12 protein-coding genes and 1 riboswitch are annotated in these 14,867 nt (G+C 66.6%); of the genes, 8 read left to right on the top strand and 4 right to left on the bottom strand.

All coding sequences use genetic code 11. The annotated features are described in order from the left end of the window. Positions 1 to 23: 23 nt before the first annotated feature. The 4 genes from H3H39_RS19725 to H3H39_RS19710 all read left to right on the top strand — a co-directional run bounded on the left by H3H39_RS19725 (position 24) and on the right by H3H39_RS19710 (position 4,240). On the top strand, positions 24 to 2,159 hold the full coding sequence (locus tag H3H39_RS19725) for a S46 family peptidase (RefSeq protein WP_229218142.1): 2,136 nt from the start codon (positions 24 to 26) through the stop codon (positions 2,157 to 2,159). A 102-nt stretch (positions 2,160 to 2,261) separates the two neighbouring features. Next, complete coding sequence (pnuC, locus tag H3H39_RS19720; RefSeq protein ID WP_182155702.1) at positions 2,262 to 2,909, top strand: nicotinamide riboside transporter PnuC; 648 nt, start codon at positions 2,262 to 2,264, stop codon at positions 2,907 to 2,909. Then, positions 2,906 to 3,430 (top strand): AAA family ATPase, encoded by a 525-nt coding sequence (locus tag H3H39_RS19715; protein WP_182155700.1) that lies wholly within the window; start codon positions 2,906 to 2,908, stop codon positions 3,428 to 3,430. Before pnuC ends, H3H39_RS19715 begins: the two co-directional genes overlap by 4 nt. Before the next feature lie 96 nt (positions 3,431 to 3,526). After that, positions 3,527 to 4,240 carry a hypothetical protein gene (locus tag H3H39_RS19710; RefSeq protein ID WP_182155698.1) on the top strand — a complete coding sequence of 238 codons (714 nt, stop codon included), beginning with the start codon at positions 3,527 to 3,529 and terminating at the stop codon, positions 4,238 to 4,240. A 44-nt stretch (positions 4,241 to 4,284) separates the two neighbouring features. On the opposite strand, the gene H3H39_RS19705 is transcribed toward H3H39_RS19710, so the two are convergent. Beyond that, complete coding sequence (locus H3H39_RS19705; RefSeq protein ID WP_182155696.1) at positions 4,285 to 6,399, bottom strand: TonB-dependent siderophore receptor; 2,115 nt, start codon at positions 6,397 to 6,399, stop codon at positions 4,285 to 4,287. A 96-nt stretch (positions 6,400 to 6,495) separates the two neighbouring features. Then, positions 6,496 to 6,593, bottom strand: a riboswitch (TPP riboswitch). A 93-nt stretch (positions 6,594 to 6,686) separates the two neighbouring features. Here H3H39_RS19705 and H3H39_RS19700 point away from each other — a divergent pair. Continuing rightward, positions 6,687 to 7,163, top strand: a complete 477-nt coding sequence (locus H3H39_RS19700; RefSeq protein WP_182155694.1) for an Imm26 family immunity protein — start codon at positions 6,687 to 6,689, stop codon at positions 7,161 to 7,163. A gap of 57 nt (positions 7,164 to 7,220) precedes the next feature. On the opposite strand, the gene H3H39_RS19695 is transcribed toward H3H39_RS19700, so the two are convergent. Genes H3H39_RS19695 through ompR form a run of 3 tightly spaced genes read right to left on the bottom strand, consistent with a single transcriptional unit; the run spans position 7,221 to position 10,178 of the window. Next, a complete protein-coding gene (locus H3H39_RS19695; RefSeq protein WP_182155692.1) occupies positions 7,221 to 8,012 on the bottom strand; it encodes a hypothetical protein in 792 nt (263 codons plus the stop codon). Between the two features lie 6 nt (positions 8,013 to 8,018). Further along, positions 8,019 to 9,395 (bottom strand): ATP-binding protein, encoded by a 1,377-nt coding sequence (locus H3H39_RS19690; protein WP_182155690.1) that lies wholly within the window; start codon positions 9,393 to 9,395, stop codon positions 8,019 to 8,021. Between the two features lie 15 nt (positions 9,396 to 9,410). Then, positions 9,411 to 10,178 carry an osmolarity response regulator transcription factor OmpR gene (gene ompR / locus H3H39_RS19685; RefSeq protein ID WP_182155688.1) on the bottom strand — a complete coding sequence of 256 codons (768 nt, stop codon included), beginning with the start codon at positions 10,176 to 10,178 and terminating at the stop codon, positions 9,411 to 9,413. A 197-nt stretch (positions 10,179 to 10,375) separates the two neighbouring features. On the opposite strand from ompR, the gene H3H39_RS19680 reads away from it, so the two are divergent. The 3 genes from H3H39_RS19680 to H3H39_RS19670 all read left to right on the top strand — a co-directional run bounded on the left by H3H39_RS19680 (position 10,376) and on the right by H3H39_RS19670 (position 14,856). Continuing rightward, on the top strand, positions 10,376 to 10,801 hold the full coding sequence (locus H3H39_RS19680; protein WP_182155686.1) for a hypothetical protein: 426 nt from the start codon (positions 10,376 to 10,378) through the stop codon (positions 10,799 to 10,801). 157 nt (positions 10,802 to 10,958) lie between these two features. Next, entirely contained in the window at positions 10,959 to 12,872 is a 1,914-nt protein-coding gene (locus tag H3H39_RS19675) for a flagellar assembly protein A (protein WP_311196945.1), read from the top strand. Between the two features lie 121 nt (positions 12,873 to 12,993). Continuing rightward, positions 12,994 to 14,856, top strand: a complete 1,863-nt coding sequence (locus tag H3H39_RS19670; RefSeq protein ID WP_311196944.1) for a flagellar assembly protein A — start codon at positions 12,994 to 12,996, stop codon at positions 14,854 to 14,856. The last annotated feature ends 11 nt before the right edge of the window (positions 14,857 to 14,867 follow it).

Below are 14,867 nucleotides of genomic sequence, written 5' to 3'. Positions count from 1 at the left end.
GAATTTACTTTCAGGGGCAAATCTTGTTCAAAAAATTAGCATTTCCGGCCATCCTGCTATGCGCGGGTACGGTCCACGCCGACGAAGGACAATGGCAACCGCACCAGCTGCCGCAATTGAAATCCGAATTGAAGCGGATCGGGATCGAGATCCCGGCCGAGAAGCTGGCCGATCTGTCGCGCCATCCGATGAGCGCCATCGTGTCGCTGGGCGGCTGCTCGGCCTCGTTCGTGTCCGACGCCGGGCTGGTGGTCACCAACCACCACTGCGCGTATGGCGCGATCCAGCGTAATGCCACGCCCGAGCATAACTACATCGCCAACGGCTTCCTGGCCAAGACGCGCGCCGAGGAACTGCCGGGCGGCCCGAACACGCTGGTGTACGTGACCGACAAGGTGGAGAACGTGAGCGCGCGCGTGCTGGGCGCCGTGAAGCCGGCCATGAGCGGCCGCCAGCGCCATGAAGCCGTGGAAGCGGCCATCAAGACCCTGATCGCCGAATGCGAAACGGACAAGATGTACCGCTGCTCGGTGCCCGCTTTCCATCGGGGGCTGGAGTACTACCGCATCCGCCAGATGATGATCCGCGACGTGCGCCTGGTGTACGCGCCGGCCGACATGATCGGCAATTTCGGTGGCGATATCGACAACTACGAATGGCCGCGCCATGACGGCGACTATTCCTTCCTGCGCGCCTACGTGGGCAAGGACGGCCGGCCGGCCGATCCGTCGCCGGACAATGTGCCCTACCACTCGAAGGACTTTCTGGTGGTGTCGGCCGAGGGCTTGAAGAACGGCGATCCTATCCTGCTGGCTGGTTATCCGGGCCGCACCAGCCGCTACAAGCTGCCGTCCGAGATCCGCGACGCGCGCGACGTGGCCTATCCGGCCAAGGTGGCCGAGATCCAGGCCGACCTGGACGTGATCGCGGCCGCGACCAAGGGAAGCGCGGCCGACGCGGTGCGCTACGCCAGCGTCGCCAAGGGCCTCAACAACGTGATGAAGAAGACCCAGGGCTTGCTGGACGGCTTCGCCCGCAAGGACATCGCCGCCATCAAGGACGTACAGGATGCCCAGTTCCGCGCCTGGTACGTGGCCCAGCCCAAGGTGTCGAAGACGCTGCTGGCCGAGCTGGATGCGGCCATCGGCGCCGATATCGCGCTCAGCAACGAGGAATTCGGCCTGGCCGTGGCCACCAACAGCGACCTGCTGAAAAGCGGGCGCACGCTGTACCGGCTGGCGCTGGAAGGCCGTAAGCCGGACGCCGAGCGCGAATCGGGCTACCAGCAGCGCGACCTGGCCTTCATCAAGGCGCGCCTGACGCGGCTGGAACAATCGTACGTGGGCGCCGTCGACCAGGCCCGTTACGTGGCCGCGCTGCGGCGTTACGCGCGCCTGCCGGCCGCCATGCATGCGCAGGGCGTGGACGCGCTGCTGCCGGCCGTGGACGCGGTGCCGGCGCTGTACCAGCAGTCGCAACTGGGCGACACGGCCACCCGCCTGGGCTGGCTGGGCAAGGACGCGGCGGCCATCGCCGCCTCGGACGACGCCTTCCTCAAGCTGGCCGTCAAGCTCAATGACGTTGCGATGGCGCTGGAGAACCGCCGCAAGGAAGTGGATGGCAACCTGGAACGGGTGATCCCCCAGTACATGCAGGCCGTGATCGCGTGGAAGCAGTCGCAGGGCAAGCCGGTCTACCCGGACGCCAATTCGACCTTGCGCGTGACCTATGGCACGGTGTCGCCGTACTCGCCGCGCGACGGCCTGACCAAGGGTCCGTTCACCACCATCGAAGGTATCGTCGAGAAGCACACGGGCAAGGAGCCGTTCAACGCACCGGCCAAGCTGCTGGAAGCGGTCAAGGCCAAGCGCTACGGCCAGTTCAAGGATCCCGTGCTGGGCACGGTGCCGGTCGACTTCCTGACCAGCGCCGATACGACGGGCGGCAATTCCGGCTCGGCCGTGATGAACCGCCACGGTGAGTTGATCGGCCTGAACTTCGATTCGACCTACGAATCGATCACCAAGGACTGGTACTTCGACCGCGACATCACGCGCGCCATCCACATGGATATCCGCTATATGCTGTGGGTGATGAAGGAAGTCGATCACGCCGACAACCTGCTGCAGGAAATGCGCATCAAGTATCCCAAACAGTAACAAATGGCGGCGGGGCCGGCGCGATGCCGGCCCCGCCGCCGCGCTGTCGCGCGCGATGGTCTATAATTTGCCGTCCTTTTTCGCCTCCCGCCTTTCCTCCCGATGAACGATATCCTGGTCCTGCTGGGCTTTGTCACCACGCCGCTGGAGCTGATTTCCTTCATCCTGTCGGTGATCACCGTGTGGCTCAATATCCGCCAGACCCACTGGGCCTGGCTGTTTTCCATCATTTCCTCGGCCACCTACGGCATGGTGTTCTTCGGCTCCAGCCTGTATGGCGACATGGGGTTGCAACTGGTGTTCATCGCCGTTTCCGTATGGGGCTGGTATCAATGGCTGCATGGCGACGAGCGCCACGCGCGGCTGCCCGTCACCCGCCTGGGTGCGCGCGGACGCGCGGTTTGCGCGGCTGGCTGGCTGCTGGGCTTCGTGCTGCTGGCCTGGTTCCTGCGCACCTATACGGATACCGACGTGCCGCGCGCGGATGGCTTCCTGACGGCCGGCAGCCTGGTGGGCCAGCTGCTGCTGTCGCGTAAAAAAGTGGAGAACTGGCACGTCTGGATCATCGTCGATGTGCTATATGTGGCGCTCTACGTCCACAAGCACCTGCTGCTGACGGCCGTGCTGTATGGCGCCTTCGTGGCGATGGCGGTGGCCGGCCTGCGGGCCTGGGACCGGGTGGTCGAGGATGATGGCGGCCAGGGCGGCGCCGATGGCAAGCCAGCACCAGACGGCGTGGTGTTCAAGTGAGCGCTCCGGCCGGGCCGCTGCGCGTCGCCATCCTGGGTACGGCGTCGTCCGGCAAGTCCACGCTGGCCGCCGCGCTGGCGCAGCGCCACCAAACGCTGTGGGTGCCGGAATACCTGCGCGAGTTTGTCGATACGGAGGGCCGGGTGCCGGTGGCGCAGGACCAGTTTCCCATCGCCCGCACCCAGCTGGAACGCGAGGACGCGGCCGCTGCCCAGGCGCGCGGCTGGCTGTTCTGCGACACCACGCCCTTGATGACGGCCGTCTACAGCCGCCACTATTTCGGGGGCATCGACGCCCAGCTGGAGCGACTGGTGGTGCAGCACGGCTACCACCGCACGCTGGTGATGGCGCCCGATATTCCGTGGGAGGCCGATGGCTTGCACCGTGAATGCGAGCAGGTCAGCCGCATCGTGCAGGACTTGCTGCTGGAAGAGTTGGCGCGCCGCGCGATTCCCTACACGATGGTGCGCGGCAGCCTGGACCAGCGCCTGACGCAGGTGGATGGTTTGTTGGCTGGCTGATGTCAGATAGCGGAGACAGCGGCCCGGTTTTTCGTTGCAATCGGGTTCGCGGCGCGCTAAATTGAGCTTTCCGCCACTCGCCACGCCAAACCGGCCATGAAAAAACTCATCGCGCTCGCCTCCCTGCTGCCCGGCCTGGCCCTGGCCGATACCGGCTACTACATGGTCACGGCCTACGATGTGGAAGGTCAGGCCTCCGTCGATTACAAATACTGGAACGCCCATTACCACGGCCGCACGGTGGCCGCGCCGGAGATCGGCATCGGCTACGGCGTCACGTCGCGCTGGTACACGGAGTTGTATGGCAGCTGGGTCAAATTCAACGGCGGCGGCGCCGTGTACTCCGAGCTGGCGTGGCAAAACGACTATTTGTTGACCCAAGGGCAGTACCCGTTCGACCTGGCCATCCACACCAAGATCGAGCGCCCGCGTGAGCGCAGCGACGGCTACGCGCTGGAGATCGGCCCCGCGTTGCAGACGGAAATCGGCCGTACCCAGTTCAACGCCAACCTGTTCTTCCAGCGCGACTACCGCACCGAGGCCGGCGGGCCGACGGAGATGACGTACCAATTGCAAGTGAAGCACCGCTGGAAGAGCTGGTTCCAGCCGGGCCTGCAGGTGTTCGGTGAAGTGGGGAAGTGGGATGACTGGCTGCCGTTGAACCAGCAGTCGCATCGCGCCGGACCGGCCATTTTCGGCGGCCGCGACATCGGCAAGCAGGAACTCAAATACGAGGCGGCCTATCTGATCGGCCGCAACAGCGGGCGCGCGGCGAAAAGCTTCACCATGCGCCTGCAGTACATCTTCTGATTCTTTGAACGCCGCCGCACCCTGCGGCGCGGCGGCTTGCTGCATTACAGGTCGAACTGGGCCGACACGCGGAAGGTGCGTTTGGCGCCGGGGAACAGGTAGCCGCCCAGGTCCGGGGTCACATCGCGCCAGTAAAAGCGGTCGAACGCGTTGTCGATATGGGCGCGCAAGGTGGTGGCCGTGCCAGCCACGCGGGTGGCGTAGGCGGCGCCCACATTGACCACGTGATAGGCCGGCACCATCACCGCGTTGGCCGGATCGAAGGCTTTCTTGCCCGCGTATTGCCAGTTGGCGTTCAGGTTCAGGCCGCGCACCTGCGGCACGGCGTAGTCGGCATAGACGCTGGATTTGAAGGCCGGCACGTTGGTGACGCGCTTGCCGTCCATGTCGGCGCGGCCGGTGCCGCTGGCCAGCGTGTGCAGGGCCGTGGCCGTGACGCCCATGGCCAGTTGCTTGCTTAACTTGCCGTCCAGCGTGAACTCGATGCCGCGGTGCTGGTCCTGGCCGTTGCGCACCCAGGTGTTGGAAGCGTCGATGTATTCCAGGCCCTGGCGGATCTGGAACAGGGCCGCCGTCATGCTCAGGTCCGGCGCCAGCGCCGCTTTCACGCCAGCTTCGAACTGCTTGGACTTGCCGGCGTCCAGCGCCTGCTGGGCGTTATCGGTGCCGATCGGCGCCACGCTGCCGTATTGCAGACCCTGGGCGTAGGAACCATACATGGACAGGGTGGCGGCGGGGCTGTAGACCAGCGCCACGTTGGGCAGCCAGAAGCCGTGCGCGGTGTGCACGGCCGGCAGCGTCGTGTCGACCACTTCGTCGCGCTTGAGTTTTGCGTAGCGGGCGCCCGCGTGCAGGGCCAGGGTGTCGGTCAGGCTGGCGATGTCCTGGGCCAGCACGGCGCTTTCGCTGCTGCGGCGGCGCTCGGACACGGGGCCGCTGCTGCGGTCCACGGGCGGCACCACCACCGGATGGTAGATGTTGCTCACGCCGGCGTAGTCGTACACGTAGTCGCCCCATTTCTCGCTGTTGCGGAACCAGGTGGTGCCCACGGTCAGCGCGTGGCGCACGGCGCCGGTGGCCAGGCTGCCTTGCAGCAGGGCTTGCACGTTCAGCGGCGACTTCTTCTCGCCCAGGCTGATGTAGTCGTACACGTCGTAGTCGCCGTTGCCGCAGAAGCCGGGGTACAGTTGCTGGGCCGAGCAGCCGTACGGGAAGGCGGTGTAGTCGTCACGCTTGAACTGGTGCTGGTTGGCGCGCACGGTGGCGTGCCAGTCCTGCGCCAGCTGGTATTCGAAGCTCAGGCCCAGGTTGCTGCTGGTGGTTTCCACCGGACGGCTCCAGGGCTGGTTGTTGAGCATGTTGTCGGCCGCGATGCTGGGCAGCGTGACGTTGTCGAGCAACTGGAAGCCGGGAGCGGATACCTGGGACTTGGTCTGGTAGTCGGCGTCCAGGCGCAGCAGGGCTTGCGGCGAAAGCTGCCAGTCGATGGCGCCGGAGATGAATTTGCGGTTGCCGTCCGCGCCCTTGATGTAGGAGCGCAGGCGTTCGGCGGCGGCGTTGAAGCGGTAGCCGAAGCGGTTGTCCTCGAAGCGGCCGCCCAGGTCCACGGCGCCGTACACGGTGCCGCGCTCGCGCTCTTCCAGGATGAACGAGCGCAGCGTGGCGTTGGTGGGGCGCTTGGTGACGTAGTTGATCATGCCGCCCGGCGCCGAGGCGCCGCCCTGCAGGCCGGACAGGCCCTTGAGCACTTCCAGCCGTTCCTTGTTCTCCAGCGGGATCTGGGTGTCGCCGGAAATGGCCATGCCGTCCTTGCGGTAGCTGGTGGCGTTATCGAGCTTGAAGCCGCGGATGGAGAACTGCTCGGAATAGCCGACGGCGTTGTAGGCGTCGCTCAGGCCGGCGTCGTAGCGGGCCGCGTCGGTGGTGCTGCGGATGTCGCGGTCGACCATTTGCTGCGAGGTCAGCACGGTGACGGAGGCGGGCGTCTGCATCAGCGGCATGTCGCTGAAGCCGGCCACGGAGGCGTGGCCGGGCGCCACGCGGGCGCCGCTGACGATCACTTCGGGGATGGCTTGCTCGGCCTCGGCCAGGGCGGCGCCGGACAACGTTTGCAGGACCGCCAGGGTCAGGGCGGACAGGGTGAAATTGGGCGTGGACATGGTGTGCTCTTCGATGCTCTCTGGTGCGCGGCATGGCCGCGGCGCTGGTTGTTCGTGCGTGTTGGGCTGGAACCAGCGGGGGAGCTGTCAAAGGAGGGGAAGCACTTTGCGCTTTCCTTCGCTGGCATTATCCAGATCAGGTACGGAGGGTATCTCTCACCCGGAACAACGTTCCAGGACCCCTAGCGAGGCAGCAGTGTAACATAAGCGCATGTTTTCCCGTCCGATGGCGTGCGCCGCCTTCGTCGCGCCATGGCTACACTGCGGTTTTGATTGACGAGGATGCAATGAAGCAGCCATATCACGAAGGAAGCTGGTTCGCGGTGCCGCTGCTGGAGGGCGGCTACGGTAGTGGGCTGGTGGCGCGCCTGGCGCCGTCGAGCCGCATCATGCTGGCCTACCTGTTCGGCCCGCGCCATACGCATTTGCCGCCGTTGGAAGCGCTGAGCCACCTGCGGCCCGAGGACGCCTTGCGTGTGCTGCGCATGGGCGACATGGCGCTGGCCAGCGGACGCTGGCCGGTGCTGGGGCAAACGGTCGACTTCAATCCGGCACTGTGGCCGATGCCGGCCTACCTGCGCCGGGCCGACGCGCTGCGGCGCGCGTGGCGGGTGACCTATTCCGACCAGGATCCCAGCCGTTCCGAACGCGAGGAAGCCGTACCCTACGACACGCAGGGGATGGAGGTCGATTCGCTGTACGGCTACGGCTCTGCGGAGCTGCTGTTGACGCGGATGCTGGAGGGGACCGCCGTGCGCGGATAGCCGCTGGTGCGCTGGTGCGCTGGCGTGCCGATGGGGCGGCAGCCTGGCAGTCTGACACTATGGCGCCGGGCAGCTCACGTTCCAGGCCGTCAGTTCGGCGCGGCTGTAGCGGGCGTCCACCTGGGCCAGTTCGCCCCGCTCGCCGCGAAACAGCAGCGTGTAGATGGTGGGCGCGCCGTTCGCGCGCGGCCCCCGGCCCAGCGCGTCGAGCGCGAACGGCAGGGCGCGCAGCCGCGCGCACTGGGTATTGCCGGCGAATAGCAGGCGGGCCCGGTTCAGCAGGGCCGCGTTTTCCTTCAACAGTTGCAGCACCACTTCCGGCGGCAACGCTTGCAGCAGCCGCACCGGGCGGGCCGGCGCCACGCACGGGCCGGCCACGGCCAGCCATACGTAGGGCAGGGCCATGCCGTCGGCGCGCCAGGGCTGGCCGTCCGGCGCTTGCGGCACATGGCGGAACACGCTGCGTTCAAGCTGACACACGCCCGGCATGGCCAGCCGGGGTGGCGTTTCCATGGTGGCGCTCAGTTGCCACGGGCCTTTACCGGCCGGCCGTTCGGCCATCAACCGGGCCTTGCCCGCGCCGGGCGCCGGGTCGTACTGGCGCTGGAACTGGTCGAACGAGCGCTGCTCGGCCGCGCTGACCGGACGGGTATCGGGCGGCCGCGCGACCGCCGTGGCCGGTGTGGTCACTATTGCCGAGTTGGGTGATTTGGCCGGTGTGGCCGATTCAGCGGGCGTGGCTGGCCTGGCGCCGGCCACGGATGGCGCCAGGCCGAGGCTGAGCAGGCAGGCGATGGGCGCCACCGCCCGCGACAGCATCAAACCCGTCAATCCTGTCAAACCCGGCATGAATGGTCAGCCCAGCGCGCGCATGACGATCTGGAACTGCAGGCCGCCGCCATCGCGGTTGCGCACATGCAGTTCGGCGCCGTGGCGCTGCAGCACCCGTTCCACGATGGCCAGCCCCAGGCCGGCGCCGTTGGCCTGGCCGCGCGCGGCGTCGAGCCGGGTGAAGGGCTTGAGCAGGTTCTCGATCTGGTCGTCCGGCACGCCGCAACCATGGTCGGCCACGTCGATCACCACGCGCTTGGCCAGGTGCATGCCCTTGATGGTGCAGCGCACGTCGATCTCGGTGACGTCGGTGCCGGCCGTCTTGCCGTAGCGGCGCGCGTTCTCGATCAGGTTGTTGATCACGCGCCGCAGGTCGGTGGCGTTGCCCATCACGTGGGCCCGTTCCGCGATCTCGGCGTGCATGCGCACGTCGGGCAGGCGCTCCGCTTCGCGCACCGTATCGTGCAGCAGCGCGCTGACGTCGACGTTGATGAAGCTGGATGCCTCGGTCGGCTTGGCGTAGTCGAGGAACTGGCCGATGATGGCGTCCATCTGGCCGATGTCGGACTGGATGCCGTCGCGCGCCTCGGCCGACAGGTTGGCCATCTCCACTTCCAGCTGCATGCGCGCCAGCGGTGTGCGCAGATCGTGCGAGATGCCGGCCAGGATCACGGCGCGGTCCGATTCGACCTGCTGCAATTCGTCCACCATCTGGTTGAAGCTGCGGTTGGCCTCGCGGATTTCGCGCGGCCCTTGTTCCGGCAGCGGCTCCGGGCGCTTGCCCTGGGCGAAGGCGCGGGTGGCCGCCGTCAGGCGCGCCAGCGGACGGTTGATCAGGCTGGAAATGAGGGCCGCGCCCAGCAGCGACAGGATGGACACCACGCTGGCCCAGCCCAGCCACTGGATGCCCGTCAGGCCGCGGATGCGGTTACGCTCCAGCATCAGCCAGTACTGGTCGTCGTCGATCTTGAAGCTGATCCAGAAGCCGGCCACGCCGTTCACCTCGGACGAGAAGCGGGTGTCGGCGCCCAGCTTGGCCCGCACCAGCGCGGCGATGTCGGGCATCAGCGCGTTGTCGGGCGGCGGCGCCACCTTGTCGTCATCCTCCAGCGGGAACACGCGAATGCCTTCGTTCGACACCAGGTCGAACAGCAGCTCGCGCCGCAGTTCGGGCGCCGAGTGGGTGAGGGCGGCGTGGGTGATGGTGACCACCGAGATCACCTGCGACGAGATCTGCTGCACTTGCGGCTCGTGCTGGACGATGCTGATCATGCCGACCCAGGCCGTCATGCTGATACTCGTCAAGGTCCCCAGCAGCACGAAGGTGCGCCAGAACAGGCCACTTTTGAGCCAGCTGAAATTGAACAGGTAGCGGAGCGGGAGCGTGGCGGAAAGCTTCATGCGCACTTGCCCCGATCAGCGGGGCTGGCCCTCCGGAATGAACACGTAACCGAGGCCCCACACGGTCTGGATGTATAGCGGGCTCGATGGGTCGGGCTCAATCAGCTTGCGCAGGCGCGAGATCTGCACGTCCAGGCTGCGGTCGAACACTTCGTACTCGCGGCCGCGCGCCAGTTCCATCAGCTTTTCGCGCGACAGCGGCTGGCGCGCGTGGCGCGCGAACACCTTGAGCACGGAGAATTCGCCCGTCGTCAGCGGCACCGTTTCGCCATTCTTCTTCAGCGTGCGGGTGCCCAGGTCCAGCACGAACTGGCCGAACTCGAAGGTTTGCGGCGTTTCGGACGGCGCGCCGGGAATCTCGTCCGGGCCCTTGCGGCGCAGCACGGCGCCGATGCGGGCCACCAGTTCGCGCGGATTGAAGGGCTTGGGCAGGTAATCGTCGGCGCCCATTTCCAGGCCGACGATGCGGTCCACATCCTCGCCCTTGGCGGTCAGCATGATGATGGGGGTCTGGTCGCCGGCGCCGCGCAGGCGGCGGCAGATCGACAGCCCATCCTCGCCCGGCAGCATCAGGTCCAGCACCAGCAGGTCGTAGCGCTCGCGCAGCCACAGCTTGTTCATGGCGGTCGCGTTCTCGGCCGTGAAGACATTGAAACCCTGCTCGGTCAGGTAGCGGCGCAGCAGGTCGCGCAGGCGGACGTCGTCGTCCACTACCATGATCTTGGCCTGGTGGCCATGCTGGTTGGCCGGGGTGTTGTTCGATTCCGTTGCGTTAGTAGTCATGATCCTGCCAAATTTGTCATATTTATGTTGCTATGGTAACGTCATATTTGACGGACGAAAATGTTTGCAGCAGGGCATTACAAACTGTTACAAACTTTACCCATTTGGTCTTACCGCGTCTGATAAAGCATCATACACTGCGGTCATGGATGCGTACCACGTGTCCGCCAGGGCCAGTATCAGGGATGAGGAATAGCATGCACATCGATCACAAAACACGTTACGCGGCAGCAAGCGCAAGTTTTTGCGTTCGATACACAGCCGGCACCCTGGCTATCTGTTGCGGCCTGCTGGGCGCCTCGGGCGCCATGGCCGCCCCGCCCGACGGCGGCCGTCGTGACGAGGCCCGCCCCGTCCAGCCCATGCGCGAAATGCTGCGTGCCGAGCGCATGCAGCAGTATCAGGCCGACCCGCGCCAGGCCGACCCGCGCCAGGCCGAGCCCCGCCAACCCGACCCGCGCTCGTTCGAAGGACGCGCCGAGGAACCGCGCCGCGCCCTGCAGGACAATGGCCATAACGCCGAGCGCCGCGCCGGCCGGTTGACGCCCGACGAACGGCGCGACCTGCGGCGCCAGATCAATGAAGTGGGACAGGACATCTACGCTCACCCGCCGCACCGTTGATCTTGCACAAACGTGACGCGGGTTTTACTGTTTCATGCCGCAAATTTTTCAGCATTAGCTTGACTTGGGTGTAATATTAATTTTTTAGGTGCAATGGCGTTAGCGTCCTTGCGCCTATTCCCATTTTTCAATCGAGCTGTCAGGCTGGAGGAAAACCGTGGTCTCAGAAGTTACCCAGGCAGCGCCGCCGTCGGCCGCGACCGCGCCGGCGGGCGCGCTGCCCGCCGGCCTGATCCAGCGTACCGATGGCGTGTACGTCGACCTGGCCGTGCCGGCCCCGCTGCGGGTGGCGGCCGTCAACCAGCTGTTCCTGTCGCATTGCCTGCTCACCGGCCTCGATTACGGCGCCCTGATCAAGGCCCTGTACGACGTGGGGCCGGCGCTGCCGCCACCGTTGCCCGGCCAGCCGCCGCTGCTGCGGGTGGCCAACGGGGTGGCACCGTTCATGCCGGCCCGCCAGGCGCTGTACAAGACAGTCAAGATGGGGCATGGCTACGCCGAGTACTTCTTCGCGCCCATTTATCTGGACGCCGAGGAACTGCCCGACGGCACTGTGCTGCCGGAGCGCCAGACCAAACTGGACGTGGACGAATTCGTGGCTGACCTGTGGCTCAAGGGGGTGCGCTTCGGGATCGACGTGGCGGCCGTGGCCCACGCCATCAGCAGCGGCAAGAGCGAACGCATCACCGTGGCGCGCGAGCTGGAACCGGCCGCCGGCCAGGATGCGGTGGTGGTCGAGGTATCGCAGGATATCCACCGCAGCGACGCTCCGCGCGAGCGCGCGGACGGGCGGGTCGACCTGCTCAGTTTCCAGAACCGCTTCCCGCAGATCAAGCAGAACATGCGGCTGCTGAAAAAGCTGCCGTGCGTGCCGGGCTTGCCCGGCTACGACCTGGCCGGCATGCCCAGCGCGCCGGACGCGCCCAAGGACCTGGAGCTGCGCCACCTGGCCGGCGATGGCACGGCCGTGGAACAGCAGGACGACGGCGAATACCTGATCTCGACCAAGGAAGGTTTTCTCAGCGTCGATGCCAAGTCGCACCGGATCGCCATCACCGACAAGATCGTCAGCAAGGAAGGCGTGAGCGGGCGCACCACGGGCAACCTGGAGCTGGCCGGCGGCTATGAGGAATTCGGCGACGTGCAGGAAATGCGCGAGGTGCACGGCAGCGACATCACGGTGCATGGCGATGTGTACGGCAATATCCACTCCAAGGGCGGACAGGTGATCCTGGACCGCAACCTGGTGGGCGGCAATATCCACAACGCGGCCGGCGACATCCACGTCAAGGGTGTGGCTTCGGGCGCCGTGCTGCAGACGCATGGCGGCAAGCTGGTGGTGGGGCGGGCCGAGAACTGCGTGCTGGCCGGCACCAGCGTGGAAGTGGGCGAGGCCTCCAACTGCGAGATCGTGGCCGACGAAGTGCGTATCGGCGTAGCCGAAGGCTGCGCCATCGCCGGCCGCAACGTCGAAATCGAAAGCTGCGGCCCGCGCAAGCGTACCGAGATGGTGATCTATGTGCTGGTGCGCGACGTCAGCCACTTCGACCAGGAACTGGCCGACCTGCGCACCCGCAGCGCCGCCTTCGCCACCGCTAACGTGACGCTGCAGGCGGAGATCGACACCATTTCCCAGCAGCCGGACGTGCGGCGCTATCTGGCGCTGGCGGCCAAGCTGCGCACCCAGGAACTGACGCTGACACCCGAGCAGGGCCAGCACCTGCGCAAGATCGCCGGCGCCGTGGCGGCCGAGGTGCAGGCGCTGGGCAAGCTGACCCAGGACCTGCAGGCCGGCCAGACCCAGCACAAGCTGCTGGTCGAGCGCGCCGCGCGGGTGGCGGCGCTGCGGGCCGAGGCGGCCGGCCTGGCGCGCTGTGGCCTGCACATGGTGGCCGGCGACACGCTGGTGCGCACCATGCCGTTCCAGGCCGACAGCGGCGCGCTGTACCACCTGGCGGCCAAGGACATCAAGCTGCGCCTGCGCGGCACGCCGAGCGGCGGCGAGGAACTGTTCGCGCGCGCCAGCGGTTCACTGGACTGGCACTTGTCCACTCACGGTACGGCGACTTAGGGCAGGGGTAGGGCTGGCCGCAGGTGACGGCGTACCCGCTCTCATGGTACGCTGCAAGCGCTGAGCCGTCCCCGCGCGGCCGCTTCCGGCGCCTTGCCACCACCCCCGATCGAGGAAGACCGTGTCTGACGACGCCCTGGCCGATTATCCACTTACTGACGACGAGCTGCCCTTGGCCGTCGTCAGGCGGCCCGACGGTGTGTACTTCCAGTCCGACGCGCCGGCCGTGGCCTGCCAGGCGGCCGTCAACCAGGTGTTCCTGTCCAGTGCCTGCTTCGCCGGGCTTGATTATTCCGTCTTCATCCGCGTGCTGTACAACTGTGGCCCCGCCTTGCCCGCCGGGCTGCAGAACCATGCGCTGATCCGCTTCGCCGACGACGTCCAGCCCTTCCTGTCGGCGCGCCGCGAGTTGTACAAGGCGGTGCGCATCGTGCACGGCGAGGCCGAATACTATTTCGAGCCCGTGTTCCTGGATGTACCCGATGCGCCGCCCCAACCGGCCCACCTCAGTTTCGACGAGTTCGTGGCCGACATGTGGGTCAAGGGGATCCGCTTCGGCATCGACGCGCCGGCCGTCAAGGCGGCGATCGCCTCGGGCAAGGCTGTCCGCATCGTGGCGGCGCGCCGGCTGGCGCCCACGCCGGGCGTGGACGCCGCGTTCGTCGAAGTGTCGCGCGACATCCACCGCAGCAACGCGCCGCGCGAGATGGCCGACGGCCGGCTGGACTGGCACACCTTCCAGAACCGCTTCCCGCAAGTCAAGGCGCACGTCAAGCTGCTGCGCAAGGAGCCGCGCGCGCCCGGCACGCGCGGCTACGAACTGTCGGGCATCGTGATCGAACCGGCGCCGCCGCGTGACATCGAATTGAGCACCGTGGCCGGCACCGGTACCGTGATCGAGCACCAGCCCGACGGTGAATACCTGGTGGCGGCGGTAGATGGTTTCCTGAACGTGGACCCGTCCAGCAAGCGCATCTCGATCGGCCCCAAGATCGTCAGCCGCGAGGGCGTGAGCGCGCGCACCACGGGCAATCTGCAACTGCGCGGCGAATACGAGGAATTTGGCGAAGTGCAGGAACAGCGCGTGGTGGAAGGTGGCAGCATCACCATCCACGGCGACGTGTTCGGCAAGATCAGCTCGCGCGGCGGCACCATCGTCCTGCAGCGTAACCTGGTGGGCGGCAGCGCCATCAACGCCAACGGCGACATCCGCATGAAGGGCGTGGCCTCAGGCGCCGTGCTGCAGACCAAGCAGGGCGAGATCACGCTGGCGCGGGCCGAGAACTGCGTCATTTCCGGCACCCGGGTGCTGGTGGGCGAGGCCGTCAACTGCGAGATTATCGCCGATGAAGTGGTGATCAAGCTGGCCATTGGCTGCGCGGTGGCGGGCCGCAAGATCGAGATCGCCAGCGCCGGTCCCCGCAAGCAGTCGGAAATGCTGCTCTTCGCGCTGGTGCCCGACACGGCCAAGTACGATGTCAAACTGGCCGAACTGGGCGCGCAACTGGCCCGCCACGAGCGCGAGGCCGGGCAACGCAAGAGCGAGATGGATGGCCTGACGGGCCAGCCGGAGGTGCGCAATTACCTGACCCTGGCCACCCGCGTGCGCAAGCGCGAGGTGGTGCTCACGCCGGAACAGGAGCAGTTGTTCCACAAGATGGCCGGTACTGTGGGGCCCACGCTCAAGGCGGTGGCCAAGTTGTCGCTGGCGATCAAGGCCGAGCAGGTGCGCCAGGAGCAGGCGCGTGAGCAGATGGCGGTGGTGGAGCGGCAGAAGCGGCTGGTGATGCGCGGCACCCGCTGCATCGTGCGGCTGGTCGATGGCGAGGTGCTGGTGCGTTCCATGGTGTTCAATCCCGACCTGGGGCCGTTGTATGACAGCGCGCCCAAGGCCATCAAGAGCATGTTACGGGCGGCCGGCAGCCGCCTGCCCGTGATCTTCTCGGGCAGCGGTGGCACCATCGACTGGGCGCTGGACGAGTAGCGCCGCGCCGG

Origin of the sequence: Rugamonas apoptosis (assembly GCF_014042355.1) — a bacterium.
Taxonomy (GTDB): Bacteria; Pseudomonadota; Gammaproteobacteria; order Burkholderiales; family Burkholderiaceae_D; genus Rugamonas; species Rugamonas apoptosis.
Note: the sequence above shows the minus strand (reverse complement) of the source record. Positions and strands in the feature narration are given on the sequence as shown.